12 protein-coding genes are annotated in these 20,813 nt (G+C 58.3%); 7 read left to right on the top strand and 5 right to left on the bottom strand.

All coding sequences use genetic code 11. The annotated features are described in order from the left end of the window. Positions 1-18 precede the first annotated feature (18 nt). From QEH57_RS22950 to QEH57_RS22965, 4 genes are all read right to left on the bottom strand, one after another. Positions 19-1,704 (bottom strand): arylsulfatase, encoded by a 1,686-nt coding sequence (locus QEH57_RS22950; protein WP_309009139.1) that lies wholly within the window; start codon positions 1,702-1,704, stop codon positions 19-21. 147 nt (positions 1,705-1,851) lie between these two features. After that, complete coding sequence (locus QEH57_RS22955; protein ID WP_309009140.1) at positions 1,852-5,214, bottom strand: putative glycoside hydrolase; 3,363 nt, start codon at positions 5,212-5,214, stop codon at positions 1,852-1,854. Between the two features lie 47 nt (positions 5,215-5,261). After that, complete coding sequence (locus QEH57_RS22960; protein WP_309009141.1) at positions 5,262-6,428, bottom strand: putative glycoside hydrolase; 1,167 nt, start codon at positions 6,426-6,428, stop codon at positions 5,262-5,264. Between the two features lie 325 nt (positions 6,429-6,753). After that, on the bottom strand, positions 6,754-10,437 hold the full coding sequence (locus tag QEH57_RS22965; RefSeq protein ID WP_309009142.1) for a TonB-dependent receptor plug domain-containing protein: 3,684 nt from the start codon (positions 10,435-10,437) through the stop codon (positions 6,754-6,756). A gap of 247 nt (positions 10,438-10,684) precedes the next feature. On the opposite strand from QEH57_RS22965, the gene QEH57_RS22970 reads away from it, so the two are divergent. Together QEH57_RS22970 and QEH57_RS22975 are read left to right on the top strand one after the other, a co-directional pair. After that, a complete protein-coding gene (locus QEH57_RS22970) occupies positions 10,685-12,676 on the top strand; it encodes a hypothetical protein (protein ID WP_309009143.1) in 1,992 nt (663 codons plus the stop codon). Then, positions 12,673-13,338: a response regulator transcription factor gene (locus QEH57_RS22975; protein WP_309009144.1), complete on the top strand. Its 666-nt coding sequence runs from the start codon at positions 12,673-12,675 to the stop codon at positions 13,336-13,338. Before QEH57_RS22970 ends, QEH57_RS22975 begins: the two co-directional genes overlap by 4 nt. 50 nt (positions 13,339-13,388) lie before the next feature. Here QEH57_RS22975 and QEH57_RS22980 read toward each other — a convergent pair whose 3' ends face one another. Beyond that, positions 13,389-14,255, bottom strand: a complete 867-nt coding sequence (locus QEH57_RS22980) for an AraC family transcriptional regulator (RefSeq protein WP_309009145.1) — start codon at positions 14,253-14,255, stop codon at positions 13,389-13,391. A 240-nt stretch (positions 14,256-14,495) separates the two neighbouring features. Between QEH57_RS22980 and QEH57_RS22985 the strand changes: the two genes are divergently transcribed. From QEH57_RS22985 to QEH57_RS23005, 5 genes are all read left to right on the top strand, one after another. Next, complete coding sequence (locus tag QEH57_RS22985; protein WP_343224834.1) at positions 14,496-15,371, top strand: phosphoenolpyruvate hydrolase family protein; 876 nt, start codon at positions 14,496-14,498, stop codon at positions 15,369-15,371. 32 nt (positions 15,372-15,403) lie between these two features. Beyond that, the gene (locus QEH57_RS22990) at positions 15,404-16,609 is read left to right on the top strand and encodes a Tm-1-like ATP-binding domain-containing protein (protein WP_309009147.1); all 1,206 of its coding nucleotides are present in this window, start codon (positions 15,404-15,406) and stop codon (positions 16,607-16,609) included. 44 nt (positions 16,610-16,653) lie between these two features. Beyond that, positions 16,654-16,950, top strand: coding sequence for a Dabb family protein (locus tag QEH57_RS22995; RefSeq protein WP_309009148.1), 297 nt, complete (start codon positions 16,654-16,656; stop codon positions 16,948-16,950). Between the two features lie 31 nt (positions 16,951-16,981). Further along, positions 16,982-17,614 carry a DUF1080 domain-containing protein gene (locus QEH57_RS23000; RefSeq protein WP_309009149.1) on the top strand — a complete coding sequence of 211 codons (633 nt, stop codon included), beginning with the start codon at positions 16,982-16,984 and terminating at the stop codon, positions 17,612-17,614. A 74-nt stretch (positions 17,615-17,688) separates the two neighbouring features. Continuing rightward, entirely contained in the window at positions 17,689-20,802 is a 3,114-nt protein-coding gene (locus QEH57_RS23005; protein WP_309009150.1) for a PVC-type heme-binding CxxCH protein, read from the top strand. Positions 20,803-20,813: the final 11 nt, after the last annotated feature.

Here is a 20,813-nt window from a genome sequence, read left to right on the forward strand (position 1 = left end):
TTCGTTTTTTGAATTCGTTTATAACTTCTCGATCTCGACATAGTAGGCGGGATAAACGCGACCCGCCGCATCGATCAATTGGGCCTCCATGTCGTAGCGACCGGCCGGCACGAAACCGGTATAGCTCACCGCCTCTTGCCCTTCCTGAATCTTCCGTTCGCCCGACAGGCCTGCAACATACAGGTAAGCCGCAGTAAAGTCGTCCTTCACGCTTGCCGGAAAAACGCGGTCCAGTTCCAGTCGCCGCTCTTCCTCGGGAAAAGTCGCGTTGATCGGCAAACCGCTCTCCACCGGGAAGCGACGCAAGCTGATCCGATACTCTCCGTCCTCCACGAATTCGACCTTCCAGCGCCCCGTCCCTTGCGAAGCGTTCGCAGCTCCATACTGATGCCAAACATGTAGGTGCTTGCCGGTCAGCATATCGTGGGCGGAGATGCGACTGGGGTTCTCGTACTGCGAACCAACCTTTATATAGGCGTAGCGTTCATTCAGGCGCTCGCTTTCGAAGGACTGCCACCACCTTTCGTACCCCTCGGCCAGCCGAGCCGCTACTTCGGGGTGCGACTCGATGACGTTCTGCGTCTGGGCCAAGTCGGTCGTAACGTCGTAAAGCTCATTGCCGTTCACCAAGCGCCAGCGCTCGTCCATCACCGTATAGGTCTGGTACTTGAGCAGGTTTTGCTTCCGCTGCGTATCCATATACAGGATGCGATTCGGCCACTCGGCCTCTGCGTCGTGAAACAAGCGAGCGAAGCTCTTGCCATCCAGCGGCTTGACCGGAGTGAACTGCAGTCCCAGCAGATCAACGAAAGTCGGCAATACGTCGTAATGCGCAACCAATCGATCTACGTCGTAGCCCCCCTCGACGCCGCCAGCCGGCCAACGCACGAAAAAGGGGACGCGGTGACCGCCCTCATAAACGCTGCCCTTGCTTCCGCGCAAGCCGCCATCGTAAATGCGATTGCCGCCGGCGGTACCGTTGTCAGTCGTAAAAATGAGAATCGTATTTTCGCGCAGGCCCAGGGCGTCCAGCTTCTCTTCCAGGCGCTGCATGTTATCGTCGATGTTGGTGATCATCCCGTAGAAGCGCTTGAAGCGATCCGGCAGTTCCGGCACGTCCTTGTAGAGATTGTAGTACTCCTCCGGAACGTTGTAGGGAGCGTGCGGAGCATTGGTGGAGATGTAGGCGAAAAACGGCTGCTCCTTGTTCGCTTCGATAAACTCCATGGCTTCTTCGAAGAATACGTCCGTACAATACCCTTCGTAAGCCTCCAGCTCGCCGTTGTGCCAATAGGTATCGTCGAAATAGTCGTTGCGCCAGTAGTCCGGCCCCTGCGTGATGCCGCCTGCCCCGTGGCGAACGACCTCGTGAAAGCCCCGATCCTCCGGACGGAAGGGATAGTTATCCCCGAGATGCCACTTCCCGAACATGCCGTTAACGTATCCATTTTCCGCTAGCACTTGAGGGAGAAGCCGTTCGTCCTCCCACAGCAGGGAACGCCCGGTAATCGTATGAAAAACGTTGAGTCGGTTGCAGTGACGGCCCGTCATCAAGGAACCGCGGCTCGGAGCGCAGGTGGTGGAAACGTGGTAGTTGGTAAATCGTACGGACTCGTCGTGCAGCCGATCCAAGTTCGGCGTCTTAATGATCGGATTCCCCCGATTCCCCATGTCGCCATAGCCTTGGTCATCCGTTATCACCATAACGATGTTTGGTTTCGACGAGCTCACCAGGGGTGACTTTCTCGCTTTCTCGACAGCGGCTGAGCAACTCGCTCCCAAGGCCGCCGCAATAATCAATCCACTTAAAATTCGTTTCATAGTCTTAAAGTCCTTCATGTAACCGTTCATTCAACGCCAGGTGATCTTCGCCTCCCCCTTCTCCGTATCCACCCACACGCTCGCATACTCGAATTCGCGGGTGAACTCCCAAGCGTCGGGAGCGACACGGGTGTACGCTCCCTTGGGAGGGCCAAGCCGTTTCCTCAACATAGGAAAGTCGTGCAGGGATCCAGAATTCAGCGTCCATCCCCAACCATATTGAAAATACGAATACGGCTGGGCCCCGATCAGGAAGCAGGCCAAGTGGTACTCGATTCGATCCTTCGCCAAGGCAGCCATCGCTTGCTCTCTCGACTGGGCCTCGCCTGACAGGCTTTCCTTCCCTTCCACATGCGGATCGTTTTCGACGCCGATGCGGAAGATCGACATCTTCCCGTCCTTTGCGAGACGCAACATATCGTCCCAATCCTTGAGCAGCTTCTCCTTGCTAAGGAGCTCTTCGCTATAGTGCTCGAACATGTTGGCATCGATTGCCGGATAGGCGTAGCGGGCAATCTCATCGGTGGTATTATTGCCGAGCACGATCTTTTCCGGCCCCAGTCTCTTCTTCAGCTCCGATATCAATTCGCCTTGAGCGATATGGACTTCTTCCTTCCGATCTTCGCGCAAAAAGAAAAAGGCATGCATCTGATCGATGAAGGCTCCATCGCAACCGGATGCTTCAACCCCTTTGGCCACCGTATCCACCCACCACTTACGAAACTCAGGGTTTAGTACATCGAACCCGTAGACGTTGCGGCGGTGGTGAAGCTTGCCCGTTTCCGGATTCACCACGAGAAACTTCTTGAGCTCTGGATGGGCGTCGATCCGTTCCGGCGTAATATTCTTGCTGTAGGACGTAAACGGCCACGCCCAGGCCGCATTGAAATAGAAGAGCGCCTTAATGCCAGGCTTCGCCTCCTTGAAAGCGGCAGCTTCATGCTTGGCTCCCAGTTCTGCAGCGCCGAGAGGCTTGAGGCCGTGCGATTTTTCTATGGTTAAGAAATCCGTCCGCTCCGCGATAAACGCGACTTCCTCGGGACTCAGCAAGCGATTCGAGTCGCCAAACATATAATACATGGGAGTCGAGTCCCAACTGAATTTCGGATAATGGTCCTGAGGCACGAATTCAGTTCCATCGCTGATACGCAAGGAAGGCTCCTTGATCCGCCCCATCTTCGAAACATCCAACGGTTCGATCCCTAGGGCCACGGCCGGGCTACCGGGCCGGAAGCGAAAGTCGCGTCCTTCCGGATCCACGAACAAGGGATCCCCGAACACGCTCTTCGTTTCCAATCCAACCGCCTGCAGACGCCGCAGGTGCTCTTCCATCCACCCGGAATCGCTGGGGTGGAAGTACAGGTTGGAATCCATCTGCGTTTCCTCCAAATTCGGGAGTCCGTCGTAAGGTTCCCCTCTTCCTTTTGGCCTTTCGCCATGCGCTTTGCCACCATCGGGATGGGATACGATGATATTGTTGAAAACCTTCGAACCCTTCACGCTAACCCACTCGTAGCTGATATAGCCTGACTTGGGACTCGTGCGAGGAGCTACGATGAAATTGTTCGTAATATCGTTCACTCCCTTGGAAGCGATCCCCGCGCTGAAGCCGTAGTTGTTATACAATACATTGCCATGGATCGTCGTCTCATGCTGGTCGTCATCGCAACGTATGGCCGCTGGAAGGGTGTGCTCCAAGTTGTCGTGCAAAAAGTTATAACGCACGATGTTACCCGTACCCGCTCCCGATACGTAGATGCCATTCCCATCCGATAGCTTTTGCACGGAATGAGTGATTTCGTTGTATTCGAAAAGGTTATGCCTGGAGTGGTTGTACGTCTCTCGTGCCTTCCAGCTTTCATAGGTTTCTTCAGTGCTCTCGACAACCTCGGCTGGGATCTCGTGGCGCCGAACTGTCCTTCCCCCTTCTCCATCTAAGCGTCTGTCCGGCTCCACTCGATTGGTGATTAACACCGCTGCGTATCCACTATGCGAAACATGATTGTGGGCCATGTAGTTGTGGCCGCTCTGCCACGCCCAGATTCCGGGAGAATGCCAGGTAATTTCGCTGAAGTGATGTATGTAGTTGTTAACGACCTCGTTGTGGTGATTCGCATCCTTGGTGCCGGGACCGTAACCGGCCATGATGATTCCCGCCTCGCCGAGGTGGGCAAATTCGCAATTCTCGATGCGGTTTCGCTGGGCGTGCAGGTCCAAGCGTACCCCCGTCCCTCCGGAATCCAAGAAATCGCAATCGATTACCTGGCACTCCTCAGCGCCGCGAAACCTCAGCATCGCGGAGGGACTGTCGAAAAGGTCCCAGTCGTGCTGCAAGCCCCAGCCCAATCGGGCTTCGTCACTCGTCCACGCCAGGCGATCCCCATGGGTAAAGGTCAAGCCCTCGAAAGCGATTCCTCTCACGGCCTCGTCCAACGGCCCCTCGTAGTCGATGGCGCCCTCTACGCGAACGAGCTCGCTCGTCGACGGCGCCAGTATGCCGCGCGGCGATCCATCGGCAGCTGGATCGGAAGGCCATAGATAGATCTTTCGCGTCTTGGTATTCACCACCCATTCGCCGGGCTCGTCCAAGGACTCGAGAACGTTCTCGACCCACACCGTTGCTCCGAAGGGATCGTGAACCCACTCCGGCAGATTCCCCATTTCGTACGTGGCCGAAACTGCCGTTCTCGCGATGCCGCGCTCTTCGTCGACGGAGCGAAGCGGAAGCATATTGATCACCCAAGGGCGGTAAGGCCTAACCTGGATTTCGACATCCTCAAGGTTATCCCAATCCTTCAAATGGCCTTTCGGAAAGTAGAGGGTCGTTCGGTCGCCCGTCTTGCTTGGGTAGAAACCTTTGTCCCTAGCCCGGCTTAGGCGACCCTTGGCATCGAACAGCGTATGGAAACGCTCAATACCCGCTGGCATATCAGCCACCCATACCTTGCCCCTCGCTTTGCGCGGCAGCGAAGGCGGAGCCGACTTCAATCGCTCCCAGTCTTCTACCGGAACCCCAGCGCTCACCACCGGCGCTTCGCCCGGGTACGCGGTAAAGCTCAGAAATGGAGCGTCGATCCATTCCCCCGCTCCGTACTTTGGAAGCGCCAGCTCTTGCGAACGGGCCGGAGCACCATCTCCGAGGCCTAAAACCAACGTCTCGTTCAGTTGATGGCGACCCTCTCGCAGGATAATCTTAACGGGCTCGGAATACCCGTTCGCCCGCAATTCACGCACCGCCGCCACCGCATCCGGAAGCGATCCGTACGGACGCTCCACGCTGCCGTCGGCCATAGCCCCAGCTTGGGGGGCTACGTAGAGCTCTTTGGCAATGCCTCGCTGCTGTCCCAGCAAAGCCAGAGCAGCGACCAACAAAAACAATGTTCCCCTAATCATTTCCCTATTTTCCTAATCTATACAACCAACGCATCCGATGCTATGGGCTACTTCCAAATGACCTCGCCCGTTTCGTTTTCGATATCGAGCCGCACCGAGGCATGCTTGTACTCTCGCGAATAGGTGTATCCAGATTTCACAGCCGGTCCCAAGGGTGGCCCTAAAGCACGGTCGTAGTCTGCCGGACGCGTCATCCAGGTTTTGCTTTTCTTAGCATCGTAACTATCCTTCAGGTCGAAATAGCTGTACTTCTCGGCGCAAATGAGGAACAGGGCCAACTGGTAGTTGAAACGGCTCTCGGCATCACGGATCGCGGAAGAAGCGTTTCCTCCCTTCGCTCGCGGAGCTTCATCCGCGTCCTGCAAGTTCCGGCCTATCCCGCAGGTATAGGCAATAATCTTTCCCTGCTGGGCCGCTTTCTGGAAGGCTTCCATGCCCTTCGCTACATAGTCCTTGCGAGACATGTTCACGGCGCCTTCGAAGCCTTCGATATAGGATCCATCCAGCGTATCCATATAACTGAGACCCGAGTCAGGAAAACGCGCTCGCAAGATATTCGCCAGCATGAGCTTGTTCGGCCCCAGCATCTGGCGCGTATCCTCCATCATGGTAAGGTAACCCGACAGTTCCGCTGCCTTCTTCTCCGGGCTGATTACGTTTTTCAGGAAAACCGGTTCTACGATCTTGACCACCCCGTCGAGGAAGATGCCGTCGATGGAGGGATCCGAACAAACCGCTTCCGCGCTATCGATCCACCAGTCCCGCAAAGACTCGCTCGACAAGTCGTAAGCTTCGATGCGGTCGCGGATCAGCTTGTCGTTCCCCTCGCGATCGAGCAGAAAGGCGCCGGAAACGTCCTTCAACGCTTCGTTGGCAGCGTATCCACCGTAATGCACGATCACGTTGCGATAATACAAAATCTTGGTGTCCGGATTGATTTTCTTTACCGCTCGTGCGGCCTTCAGCGTTCCGGCTTCGATCGAGCCCGAGTCCTTATGCCCATTGGCCTTCTCGAAAGTGATAAGCGGAAAGCTCGCCAAGTACCGGATCTCTTCGTCGGTGTAGGCAGTATCTTTCCGGATGTGCACATAGAGGGGAACCGTATCCCAAGAAAAGTCCGGCATTCGATCCGGTACGGGAACCTCAGCGCCCTTCAAAGAGCTCACCGACACGAAGGCCGCTGCAGCGAGCGCGAACAATTTTTCAAGTTTCATAAATAACTCAGTTTTTGGGGAACGGGGATCTGGCGGCGTAGCCGACGCCACAGGGCAGACGCGAGCTCGCGGTTTCGCGAATCGACTGTACCTGGGGCAGGCCTCGACAAGCCATCTACACTATCAACTGCGACCGAATCTGCCCATCCTCCTTTTAGAGGGGTCGGTCGAGATACCCCGACAAGACTCACGCGAGGCGGACTTAACCGACCTCGCGTGACTTTCAACCCGCTAGCTGCAACCTAGCTACCGACCGCTAGCGGATATAAGGTCCCGACGCTTTGAACGCGCCAGGACCCGATTTTTCGAACCAAGATTTCGAATCCTAGAAACTGATGGAGTTCGAAAGCACGAACTGGCGAGCCGCCGGAATCGCAACGCGATTCGGAGTTCCGTCAGGCTGACGTTGTACAACGATAGGATCGGAATCGGCGAAAAGGTTGCGGATGTTCAACTGCACGTTCCATTTCGCTCGGTCCCCGAAGATCTTCCGGTTATAACCGAACCAAATATCGGTGCTGCCTTTCGCTTCGTTATAAAACGGATTCTCGACATCTACCACGTTCATTTCCAGGTCGAGCTCGCCGGGCAAATAGGTCATGGTGGTTCTGCCGTATCCAATCGCAGTTGGGTCGCGCCAACGGTGAGCGGCACCCATCTTAACTCCCTTCAGGAAGCCGTCGCGGAAGGTGTAGTTGCCCAGGACGCGGAAGCTGTGCTCCGCCAATTCCGGACTGGTCGAGCCTTCCAGGGCCTTCGCCTTGAAAAGGGCCTGGCCTTGGGCGCCACTAGCCAAGGGCGTGCGGATGGAAGTCCCTCCCGCAAACGGATCCCTCAAGCTGAGCGTCATGGCGTTCGCGCCGTTGCCGCGGTAACGCGTTCCGTTTTCCACCGCGGACATAGCGAGGACGAACTCCTCCAACATGCGCTCGAAACGGGGAGCGACATTGGTACGGGTAACCGATTGCTGGCTGGCGCTCACCGACAAGCGGAGTTGCTTCGTGGGATTCCACGTCAAGGTGAGTTCGGTACCTTCCGCGGCGAGGTCCGCCGTGTCGGCGAGTAGTCCGTTCACAACTACGTTTCTCGTAAACGAGGGGCTGATGCCAGCGTCGGCATCTCCGGCGCTCAGCTTCCAGTCTTCCGTTTCCTTCACGAAGTCGGACCAGAAGTTATCATACGCATTCCAAATGTCGTGGTACTGCTGCAAGGTAAGGTATTCGCCCGCTGCAAGGTTGTTGGAATCCACGATACCATCGCCCGCGATCCCTTGCGGTTCTCCGTTCGCAGGGTTGATCCCGTCGTCGAAGGTCGGGTCGTCGAACTGGCCGTCCAAGTCGCGGTCGTACTCCATCAGCTCATCCCAGTAGCGACCGTAGAAGCGGCCCTGCTGGTTCACGAAGCTTCCGGCGTTCGCGTTCACGTCGTTGAACGAACCGTTGATCATGGCAGCCTCGTACCGGTTGATGCGGGCCACCAGCTTGTTGCCGGCGAGGTTGATGGTCACGCCGTAGTCCTTGGTTTCGCCGCTCGCGCCCGGGACGGAATTGCCCCAGAAATCGAACTTGCCCACGTTCGGGCTGAAGTTGGAGGACTCGCCGTAGTGGGCCGTGAGCCCGAGCCATTCCGGCAACCATTTCTTGGGCGCCTTCAAGACGAGTCCGTATCCAAAGGTGCTGGTCTTGGGGGCCGCTTCGACCTCCCCGTCTTCCAGCCTAAACATGTCAGGCGAAAGGATGGCCACGTTGTCCAACTCCGCAGGGCCTGGCACGTCCCCTTCGTCGGTTCCGTAGCGCGGCGGCTCGTTGTTGCGAATTTGCGTCACCTGGTCCTCGCGATAGCCGAGGTTAGCGACGAGGTGCCCACCGAGGTAGTAGCTCTGCAAGTTTGCGGCCTGGGAAGAAACTTCGGTTCGGGTCAGTACCCCGCCCAGATCCAGGAACTGAGGCGTATAGTAACCTTGCTTGGTTTGCTGGAGCGCTCCGCTCACCTCGCCCGTCTCCGGATTCCCTCTACTGATATAAGTCAGCGGAATTTCATAGTCGCTCGGATAATCGAGAATCGTTTCCGCAGGCGCGCCTGTAGTATAGAAATCCGTGGCCCTGAAATTCGGATCCTCGAATGCGTTCAGGTAAGGATCCGATATATAGAAGATCGCCGAAGCGTTGCGCTGGAAAATCGTCGCATCCGTCGCCAAGTGGAAATTCGCGTTGTTTCCGAATGTCATTGGCTTCTGGTTGAAACGCTGCGTATCCACCGTGGACTCGTCGAGCAGCACCGAGAGATTGTGACGGCCTAGCTTGGAGAGGAAGCTGTCTTCGCCAAAGGTGTCGGCGAAGTCATACTTCGCGAAAGCCGTAGCGCGCATCGCTTCGCGCTGGTCCGCGTTGCGCGTGTTGGAGGAGGCTTCCGCGAAAAAGTAGAGGCGTCCGAAATTCGGGTTGGGCACGCCCAAGCTCGTATTGTCGTTCGGATCCTGGGCCGGCCCTGCCGGATTCGTATAGTTCACATCGATATCGATGCTCGGCGACCCGTTGACCACGAAACTGTGGCGGGACGAATTCTCCCTGTTATAAGCGATCTCTATACCGAACCTCCCGTCCTTGGTCGTCGCATCGATAAAGGCCATTTTTCGGTCGAACTCAGTGCTATAGTTGTCGATCGAGCCGGAATAGAGATGCTTCCGAAAATCGAATATCTCGTAGTCCAGAAGCCCTTGGGCCCGGTAGCCTTCGTACTCCGGGAAAAGCCCCGTGTCGATGTTGCCCATGTGCAGGTTGCGCACGAGCACGTTTTCGTTGCGACTGTAGTTGTGGTTCGTGGGATTGTAATAGGGATTGTTGAGCTCCGCCACCGTATTGAGCCACCCCGTATCGACTCCGTAATCCGCCAAGCCGTCCGTGCGGCCGGTCGAGCCGTCGAAGACCGCCATCCAGCCTGTACGATGCAGGTGCTGGTTCTGGTAGTAGGAGAGCGGGATATCCTCGCCGTTCGCATCCAGCCCCAACCAGGTGCTCGATTGCCCGGCGCGCCAGTTGTTGAAGGGATCGTTGATACGGCGCCCTGCCGCATTCGTCACCTCGCCATCCACCGTGCTGCCCCACTGCGTCCCATAGGGATCGTCGACAAAGGTGGTCAAGGTCTCGAGCGGCCCCAATCGGTCAACCGGTACCGCATTGGTATGCCCGATCTCGTAGTTGGCGCTGATATTGATATTATGCTCCGCCAGCGGCTTGAACTTTACGGCGAAATAGCGACGGGCCTCGTCCTTGTAGGCAGGCTTCTGCATGAATTCGTCCTCTGCCTCCAAGGCGGCGAAACGAACCGCGAGCTTATCCTCGATGAGGACCTTGTTCATGTTGACCGAAAACTGCTGCGAGTAGTTGCTCTCGAAATTTTCCGTTGAAACGCGATGGCTGAGCTTCATGGAGTCGTCGGACAATACCGCCGACTGCAAGGAGGTGTTCACGATCCCGCCGGGCGAGCCCAAGCCGAAGAGGAAGGAGTTAGCCCCGCGGTTGATGTCCACGCGACTCGATACGTAGCTGTTGAACGGAATGGCCGACTCGAAATAGTTCGTCGTCCTCGTCGGGGCCGCCAGGCCACGCACGCGCAGGGCCGCGTCCGGGTTCTGTCGCGTTTCGGACTGGTTCAAGTCGCCGTTTTCACCGGCCACTTGCAGGTAGTCGCTCATGGAACCTGCCGCCTCGGTGCCCGTGGTGTAAGCGAGAATCTCGTCGATGCTGGTCGCGCCGACGTCTTCGATGAATTGCTCGGTCACTACCTGCACGGAAGTGGCCACGTCCTTGAGTTCGGTCCGGAGGCGACCGCCGGCCATGGTCTGGGAGGAGTAGTAGCCTTGATCTTCAGCGCCCTCTACCGTGAACGGCGATAGCTCGAAGATCTCCTCCTCGTCTTCCTGTGCCAGCATGACGGCAGGCACAAGGGGGACGCTGGCAAAAAGCGCCAGTTTCCGCAAGGGGATCAGATATGAATGGGGATTCTTCATAGGGGGGGTATATGGAGTTGAGGTTTGCTTTGATTCAGAGACAAGCCAAGGCAGGCCAATCCGGGACGGCAGGGACAGGGGTCCGATGGCCGAGAAAGGAGGGGTACGAAAGAGGGGGTTCCCCACGTTACGCCTAGATCCTGATATTGCCTACCCCCCGTTTAAGGGGTACTTTCAATCTTTTACAAAGCCGCCAATCCATTACGCCTTGAACAACCTCCTTTCCCGCCTGCCCCTTTTCGACACTATGAACCCCTCCCAAGGGAACATCGCTAAATGCCTCCTGCTGCTCGCCGCCGCGCTCGCTAGCGTTTCCCTAGCAGCTGGTACCGAAGACCTTAGCGAACTGAACATCACCCAGCTCGAAACCAAGCTCGCCTCCATCGACGCTGAGCTTAAGCAGATTTCCCAATACAGCCTACGCAGCGGCATCGGAGCCATAGGCCACCGCTCCGACGGGCACCGGACCAGCGATGCGAGAGAGTGGATCGAAATCGACCTCGGCGCGGAAACGCCTATCGACGAAATCGTTCTCGTACCCACAATCTGGCGACACACCAACGAGGGATTCCGCGCCGACGCCTTCCCTGCTGAATTCAAAATCTACGCCGGTAACGAAGGCGATAGCGACGGCACGTTGATCGCCGACTCGAAAAAGCTCAGCATATCCCACCCCGGAATCGCCCCCTTGCACGTCGAAACGCCGGGCGCCTCAGGATCTTGGATACGGATCGAAGCAACCGAGCTTTCCCAACGGGCCTTCGACGGGCTCTACGTCTTCCAGCTCGCGGAAATCCTCGTCTTCAACGGACAGGAGAACGTGGCCCTCAAACGTCCCCTGAAAACCAGCTCGAAGGTTTACGACCTGGCCCGGGCCTGGGATTCCTCCTTCGTGGTCGACGGCTTCCTGCCCTACCTGATGGACGCTGCCATCGGAGAAAAGAGCCTCGCCTACGTCAGCGCCCTCGGTACCTCGCCCACCCTCGTGATCGACCTGGGAGCTCCGTATCCAATTAATCGCATACACCTGCACGCGGTCGACCAGAGCGACACCGTTCCCCAAGCCTACGCCGGCGACCTGGGGATTCCCAACCAGCTGACAGTCGAGGGCGCCCTAAATCCCGACTTTTCCGACGCCCGCCTCCTGCTCGAATACAAGCAAAGAGGAATCAACGACACCGGCCCCATCATCATGCGAAACGTTCCGGTGCAGCTCTGCCGCTACATCAGGCTGGTGCCGGAAAACAAAGCGTCCGCCTTCGAGCCGGGGTCCGACAAGTTTCGCGTCGGCTTCGCTGAAATCGAACTTTTCTCGGAGGGGGTAAACGTCGCCCTAAACAAGGAGGCGAGCTCCATCCCCCCTTCCACCCCCTCCAATTCGATTCGTTCCCTTGCCGCCCTGACCGACGGAAACAACCTCTACGGCAAGGTCCTGCCCATCCGGGACTGGCTCGTGGAGCTCTCGCGACGCCACGCCCTCGAGACCGAACGCCCCCTCGTCGTCGCAGAACTCAACCAACGCTACGGCAAGCAAAAGAAGATCCTGGAGCGTACCAGCTGGCTCGCCATCGCCCTCGCCGTAGGGATCGCCTTCACCATCCTCTTCGACCGCAACCTCCGCATGCGCCAGGCCAGCCGTATGCGCCAGCGCTTCGCAGCCGACCTTCACGACGAGCTCGGCGCCAATCTGCACGCCATCGGCCTCCTCTGCGATCTCGCCATCGAATCCGTCGACTCCCGCGAAGAACTCATCGAGCTGCTCGAACGCACCCGCGTCTTCACCGAGCGCAGCGGCATGGCGGCCCGCTACTGTACCAACATGCTGGAAGCCCGCGGCATTTGCGAAGACCTCCTAGACGAAATGGACCGCACCAGCCGCCGCCTCCTCGCCGACCTCGACCACAGCTTCGAAATCGAGGGGGAAGAGACCTTGGAGACGCTGTCGCCCCGCAAGCGCATCGACCTCTTTCTCTTCTACAAGGAATCGCTCACCAACATCATTCGTCACTCGGGAGCAAAAAGAGTCCACACTCACCTCAAGGCGAGCAAACGCTCGGTCCAACTGTCGATCACGGACGACGGTATCGGCATTCCTGATACGATTCCCAATCGCGTCCCGCCCTCCCTCAAACGCAGAGCCCGCCTTTTGCACGCTCAGGTTTCCACCGACTGCCCCGCCAGCGGCGGAACAAAAATCACGCTAAAAGTTAAACGAAGAAGATTCCGCATATTTAAATGAAAGACCCCATCCGCATCATGCTCGTCGAAGATCATCCCGCTTACCGCGAGGTCATCGAGCGAGCCATAAAACGAGCCACCAACCTGAACCTCGTCAGCCAATTCGGTACCGCCGAGATCGCCCTGCGCAACGCCCAGGAGCTACGCCCGGAAAGCGTGCCCGACGTCATCCTGCTCGACCTGCACCTGCCGGGCATGTCTGGCCTCGAATCCATCCCTTGGTTCAAGAAATACATTCCCAAGTCCGAAATCCTGGTCCTGACCCAGTCCGATAACGAATCGGACATCCATGCCGCCATCTCCTCAGGCGCCTCCGGCTACCTGCTGAAGTCCGCCACCGTGACCCAAATCAAGGAGGCCATCCAAACCGTAGCCGACGGCGGAGCCTCCCTAGATCCGAACGTCGCCCGCTTCATTCTCGACAAGCTGAAAACGCTTCCGACCATCGAGAAGCCCGAACGCTCCCTCTCGGAACGGGAACTCGAAATCCTCACCTTGCTCGGGGACGGACTCGTGAAGAAGGAAATCGCCGACAAGCTCAACATCAGCATCACCACCGTCGCCTACCACGTGAAGCACATCTACGAAAAGCTCAACGTCATGAACGCCCCGGCCGCGATCGCCAAAGCCTTCAAAACAGGAATCCTCTCCGCCGACGAGTAACGGGGTCCAGCCCCAACCGCGCTTCAACCACGGCCTCCGGGACCAATCCTTCAGCGAAACTGCGACGGACTGTAGCCGACCCACCGCTTGAAGAGGGACGAAAACGTATAGACGCTGTCATAGCTGACCGCCCGCGCCACCGATTCGATCTTCTCGTCGGTGGTGCTCAGCAATTGCTTGGCCCGCTGCATGCGCAGGAAGGTCAAATGCTGCATCGGACTGCGCCCGTAGTGCTGGCGACAGAGGCGACGCAAATGCTCTTCGCTCATATGGGCGATACCCGCCAACTCGGAGAGAGTCCACTTGCGCGACAAGCTCTGGTCCACCTTCTGCCAAGTTCGCCACAGCCGGTCGTCGTAGTCCTGAGGCTGGGCAAAGCGCATCACGTAATGCTGCACCAGCTCGATCCACTGATCGAGAGCCGCCGGATTGTTCATGCCACGACATTCTGAATACAGTCCCTGGATCGCCGCGAACAAGGGGGAGCAATCGTACTTTCCCAACACTGGGGAATGATGCGTCACGATTGGCTTCGTCTCCGGCGACTCCAAATAGCGCACCCAACAAAACTCCCAACTGACGCCCTCGATACACTTGAAGGTGTTGAGCACGAAGGGCGGCAGCAAGCAGGCTTCCCCAGCGCGAAGACGCTTCCACTGCCCGTCCACCAAAACCGTTCCCTCTCCCTCCAAACAGGCCATCATGAAGGACCCCGATTGAAACTTGCGCTTGATCTCGAAGGGATACGTCGCCCGCAGCACCCCCACATGGGCGATATGCCGCTGCTTCAGCAGAGAACAAACCGGAGTTCCAGCCAACCACTCCCGCGGATCCGAGTCGTCGCAACGTACCACGCTGTAACGCGACGTCCCCAGATTCTGGATATCCTCCACCCCTCTCTCAATTTCGCTAGCCACGTCCACGCCCCTTTCGCCACATAAACATGACGAAAAGAAAATGTGCATTTTCCAGAATGCACAAGTCGATTCAAGCAACGCGGAAAGAAGCGGAAGCATCCGCTCCCCCAGCTGCCAGGGCTTCCATGCCCTGCCCCCTTCCTTCTCGCTCCCCCAGTTGGTAGCGATGTGGAAATCCAATAAATCCTTGTTGAGCAAATGAAATTGCTCCGACACCGCTTGCAGCCTGTGATCGCCCCTATGCCAAATCAATGGACCGGAATCGGAAACCCCTACACCAGAACCGAGGTACTGGAGCGCTTGCACGACACGCTCAGCAAAGGCGAACCCATTATCGCCGCCGGAGCTGGCACCGGGATCAGCGCCAAATTCATCGAAAAGGGAGGCGCCGACCTTCTCATCATCTACAACTCCGGACGCTTCCGCATGGCGGGCCATGGCTCCACCGCCGGCCTCATGTCCTACGGCGACGCCAATGCGATCGCCATGGAGATCGGCGAGTTCGAAGTTTTGCCAGTTGTGGAAGAGATCCCCGTCATCTGCGGAGTCCATGCCACCGACCCGCGCCGGCGCATGTGGCATTGGCTGCTGAAGGTTAAGGACATGGGTTTCAGCGGTATCAACAATTTCCCTACGCACACCATCATCGACGGCCAATACCGCCAAACCCTCGAAGAGACAGGCATGAGCGTGCAAAAGGAAATCGATTGCGTCGCCCTCGCCCGCAGGATGGACATGTTCTCCATCGTCTACGTCGCCAAGCCGGAAGAAGCGAAAGCCATGGCCGAAGCGGGAGCGGATGTCATCATCGCCCACGTGGGCTGCACGGTCGGCGGCTCCATCGGCGTCGTCGACGCTGCCGTCTCCCTCGAAGACGCCGCCGCTCAAACTCAGGCTATCATCGATGCCGGCAAGTCCGTGCGGGACGACATCATATACCTCAGCCACGGCGGCCCCATCTTGAGTCCCGCCGACGCTGCCTACATCAACGAACGCACCGATGCGGTCGGCTTCGTAGGGGCCTCCAGCCTTGAGCGCATGGCGGTCGAATCCTCGCTCGTCAATCTCACCAAGGAGTTCAAGTCTATCCCCGTTAAGAAAACAGGTGGCCGCTAAGCAGCGCCGCGATCCCCCGCCCCCCAAAAAACATGCCCACCATCGCAATTCTCGGAACGCTCGATTCGAAAGGCGAAGAACACGCATTCCTCGCCGATCGCGTTCACGAACGGGGACACACTCCCCTCCTCATCGACGTCGGCACCGGAAGCGAACCGCCCTTCAAGCCGGACTACTCGCGCTTCGACGTCGCCGCCGCTGCCGGACTCGACCTCGCTCCGCTCCTGCAACGCCACGATCGCGGCGAATGCGTTATCGCCATGTCCCAAGCCGCCCCGCTCTTTATCGCCCAGCTCGCGGAAGCGGGAACGATCGACGGCGTCATTTCCCTCGGCGGCGGAGGCGGCACCGCCATCGCCACCGCAGCCATGCGAGCCCTTCCCATCGGCTTCCCCAAGCTCATGGTCTCCACCCTCGCCAGCGGCAACACCGCCCACTACATGGGCTGCAAGGACATCGTGATGATGCCCAGCATCGTCGACGTCTGCGGATTGAACCGCCTTTCCAGAAACCTCTTCACCCGAGCCGCCGGCGCCATCTGCGGCATGGTCGAAGCCAAGGTCGACGCCGACGCTGGCAAGCCCTTGATCGTCGCCAGCATGTTCGGCAACACCACCACCTGCATCAACGAAGCGAAAGCCGTCCTCGAAAACGCCGGCTACGAAGTCCTCGTCTTCCACGCGACCGGCTCCGGCGGCCGCGCCATGGAGAGCCTCATCGAAAGCGGCCTCGTCACCGGCGTGCTCGACCTAACCACCACCGAATGGGCCGACGAAATCGTGGGGGCAACCCTATCCGCAGGGCCAAGCCGCATGGACGCCATGAGCAAAGCCCGCATCCCTGCCGTCATCGCACCGGGCTGCGTGGACATGGCCAACTTCGGGGCCCGCGAAACCGTGCCCGACACCTTCGCGGAACGTACCTTCTACCAGCACAATCCGCAGGTCACCCTCATGCGTACCAACGCTCAAGAGTGCGCCGCAATCGGAGAAACCATCGCTCGCAAAGCCAACGCCAATCCCGCCCCGGTCGCCATACTCAACCCGTTACAGGCCGTCAGCGAAATCAACGGCCAGGGACAGCCCTTCTACGATCCCGAGGCGGACCAAGCCTTGTTCGAAGCCATCCACGCCCACGCCAAGGTCGAAGTCATCGACTTGGACGAAACCATCAACAGCCAACGCTTCGCCCGAGCCTGCGCGGAAAAACTGCTCGAGCTCATCGAGCGCCATCGCTGAAAATCCCAACGAATTACAAACCCAATATCCAAATCCTAAATACAATGGTCAGACACTACGGCGTATTCAAATTCCACGACAACGTTAGCCCCAGCGAAATAGACGAATGCTTCGCCGCCATGAAGGACATGGTCGGCAAGATTCCCGGACTGCAAGACATGGAGCACGGCCCCTACCAGAGCGACGAAGGCCTAAACGAAGGTTTCACCCATGGCTTCCTCATGACCTTCGATTCCGTCGAGTCCCGCGACGCCTACCTGCCCCACCCCATCCACGAAGCGGTCAAGGACATCGTAGTACCGCGTCTCAAGGAAGTCATCGTCTTCGATTTCGTCGTCTAGTACCCTTCAACTCCTCTTTAACATCGTCGTCATGCTAGTTCCACTACGCTTCGCCTTCCTCGCCCTTCTCTCGCCCCTCGCACTTTTCGCAGGCGAGCCAGTCAGCCTCTTCGACGGCGAAACGCTCGCGGGCTGGCAAGCGACCAACGAAGCCGACGCCCATTACTGGTCCGTGGTCGACGGCGTCATCACCGGAGGCGACGGCCAGCAGCGCATCCCCCGCAACACCTTCCTGAGAACCGAGCGCCCATACGAAGATTTCGAGTTCCGCTGCCTATTCCGCCTCACCGGCGACCCTGCGACCGGCCTCATCAATAGCGGAATCCAATACCGATCCTCTCTGCATGGAGCCCACATGGTCGGCTACCAAGCGGATATCGGCAACAAATACTGGGGCGATATCTACGACGAAAAACGCAGAAAGAAAGCCCTCGTCAAAGGCGACCTGTCAGTCCTTCCCAAGCTGCTCGACCCCTTCGGCTGGAACAGCTACATCATCCGCTGCCAAGGAAACCGACACCAAACCTACATCAACGGCATCAAAGTCGCGGATTACCTCGAAGAAGATCCCAGCATCCCATCGAAAGGATACATCGGTATCCAGCTCCACAAAGGCGGAAACGCCAAGATCGAGATCAGCGACGTCACCTTGGACGAACTTTAACAAGCGCGAACAATTCCGCTAGCCCCGGTCGCCACGATCGCCAAACTCCCCGAACTCCCAATTTCACACCGGCAATGAAACACTACGCAGCACTTGCAGTCGCGCTCCCCTTGATGGCAGGCGGGATCCTTCACGCTAAAAAAACCCATTCCTACCGGGCAGACGTTTGGACGCCTGAAAACGAACAAGCGGGTTTCATCGTCCCCGAAGGCTTCGTGGTGGAACTGGTAGCCAGCGAGCGCGACGGAATCGTCAACCCCATCGACCTCGCCTTCGACGACGCGGGACGCCTCTGGACGCAAACCGCCAGCATGTATCCGCTCGATCCCTTCTCAGAACAGTCCTTCGGCGAAATCCGCAAGCTGATGGAAGATCCGGACATCATGGAAAAGAACCCGGAGTTCAAACGGATCCGCGATCTCTACGAAGGCAAAACGAAAGGAGACGACAAGATACTGGTCATAGACGATCCCTGGTCACCTACGCCCTCTCAGCCGCGCGTCTGGGCCGACGGGCTCGCCATCCCCCAGAGCATACTGCCCTACCGCGACGGAGCCTACGTCGCCCACGGCTCCGAACTGATCTACCTCGAGGACAGCGACGGCGACGGAACCGCCGATAAGCGCTCAACCTTGCTCACCGGATTCGGCTTCGTGGATACCCACACCATGTCCCACCTCCTAGTGCGCGCCCCCGGAAATTGGATACACTTCAGCCATGGCGCCCTTAACAAAGGGCTCGTCAAATCCATGGTAAGCGGGGCCACCGCTCCTATCGAATACAGCAAGATCGTTCGCATGTCCATGGACGGAGCCCGCTTCAACGTCGTCTCCGCCGGCCTCAACAACATTTGGGGATTCCAACTGCGAGCCAACGGCCAATGGTACGGCACCGAAGCCAACGACATGAGCTGGTCCGTCGTCCCCATGGAACCGGGCACCGGCCTCAAGGGAATCGGCGACGACCGAATCCGCCCCTACCAGCCCTGGATCCCGCAGCTGCACGACTTTCGCGTCGGAGGCACCGGCATCTCGGGACTGGAATTTTCCGAAGATGGAAACAGCGGATTTCCGGCGGAATGGAAGGACGTCGCCTTCCTCGCCAATCCGATTACCAATACCATCAACAGCGTCCGCATCGTACGCAATCCCGATGGTAGCGTATCCGCTGAACACCTACCGGACTTTCTCGAGTCCCAAGACGACTGGTTCCGTCCCGTCAACTTGGAGTTTGGCCCGGATGGCTGCCTCTACGTAGCGGATTGGTACAACAAGATCGTATCCCACAACGAAGTCTCCCGCAGCCACCCGGATCGCGACAAGTCCCACGGCCGCATTTGGCGCATACGCCACGAAAGCCAAACGCCCCGTCCCATCCCCAACCTCTACGAAGCGCCCACCGCCCAACTCGCGACCCACCTCAAGGCTCCCACCCTCTGGGAAAAACGTGCCGCATGGCATCAGATCGCAGACCGAAAAGCCCTCGAACTCGCGCCGCAACTGGTTGCCCTCGCCGCAGACGACAAACAAGATCCCATCACCCGCATCCACGCCCTCTGGTCGCTCGAAAGTCTCCAATATTTCGATACGAAGCTCATGGACGCCCTGGTCGGCACCGAAGACGGAGACCTGCGCCGCGAAGCCATCCGCTCCCTCGCCAGCTTCGACCTAACAGCCTCCCAGCTCGCTCGCTACCTCACCGGCGCCGTCCAGGACCCCAACGCCATGGTGCGCTCCCAAGCCCTGCGAACCGTAATCGACGCCGGCAAAGCCAACCAAGAAATCATAGACATCGTCGTCAGCCTCTGCCGTCCGCTGCTGCCGGGCGACGAAATGGGCGGCCCCTACGAACGCAAATTCGAACGCTACCTCGCCCGCATGGCGCTCGAGCAATACGAAGCGGAACTCGTAAGCTACCTCGACTCGCCGCTCGCCGCAAAGCAGCCCGCCGAAAATCGTTTCTGGGCCATCCAAGCCTTGTCCAAAGAAAACCACCAAAAGTACTTCCTCGCCCTCTACGACTCCATCAGCAAGAAGACGTGGGACGTATCCACCTTCATCGAAGTCGCCAACAGCCTCGACGATCCAAGCATCAAGAAGGCCGTCGCCCCCTACTTTTCCCAGCCGCAGCACGCGAGCAATCTGCTATCCCTAGCGAACGAGGTCCTCGGACAAGTCGATTCCCGATCCCTCAAGCCGCTCCTCGTTCCAGCCGTGACGCAGCTCCTCGAATCCTCCGATCCCGCCCTCTGGGAAACTGGTCTGCAAGCGATTATTGGATACCGGCTACCCGGATTCGAGAAAACGAGCATCAAGCTCCTGCATGAGTCCAATGCCAGCCAAACTCTCAAAACCAAAGCCGTATCCGCTCTGCAATACGCAGGGACCGCAAGCGCTCACTCCGCTCTCCAGAACGCCTTCGCGAACGGAAGCTTAAACTTCAACGCACGACTCGCCGCCTTCGAAACCTTGGTGAAAGCCCAACAGAGCGTGCCGCGCGCCGCCCTCAAGGCCTTCCTCGACTCGCTCGGCAACAGTCAACGCGACGAGTTCATCCGCGCCCTATCCATGTCCAAGCCCGGTTCCCAAGTCGTCCTGGACCTACTGGGTAAGAACCTCCTCTCCGCAGAGCAGATCGCCACCCCAGAGCTGAGCCGCATCGCTAGGAACACCGAAAAACAAGACCGCTTCGCCTCCCTTATCGCTCAACGCGAAACGAAAAAGGCGGAAGCCTTCCAAAAAACCTACCATGCCTTCCTAGAGATAGCCGAATCGGGCGCCGGTAACGCCAGCCTGGGCGAGCCGCTCTTCAAAGGCCTCTGCCTTTCCTGCCACAGCGTCGGCTCCGAAGGAGTCGGCTGGGCACCGTCCCTAGACGGTTCCGCCTACCGCGACAACGAGGCCTTGCTCACCGCCATCCTCGACCCCAATGCCGCCGCGGAGGGTGCCTATCGACTCCGCCGCATTCGCAAGACCGACGGCAGCATGATCGAGGGCTTCCTCGAAAAACAGACCGCTCGCGGCGTCACCCTTCGCTTCATGGGCGGCGCTTCCTTGTTCATTCCCGCAGCCGAGATCGAAGGAACGCCGCAAGTCCTCCCCCAATCCGCCATGCTCGAAGGCTTGATCGACAATCTCCCCCACGAACAAGTGGCCAACCTGCTCGCCTATATCCGAACCCTCAAATAACGGTCCAGCTG

The sequence above is a fragment of the Pelagicoccus sp. SDUM812005 genome, assembly GCF_031127875.1.
In the GTDB taxonomy this organism is placed as follows: domain Bacteria; phylum Verrucomicrobiota; class Verrucomicrobiia; order Opitutales; family Opitutaceae; genus Pelagicoccus.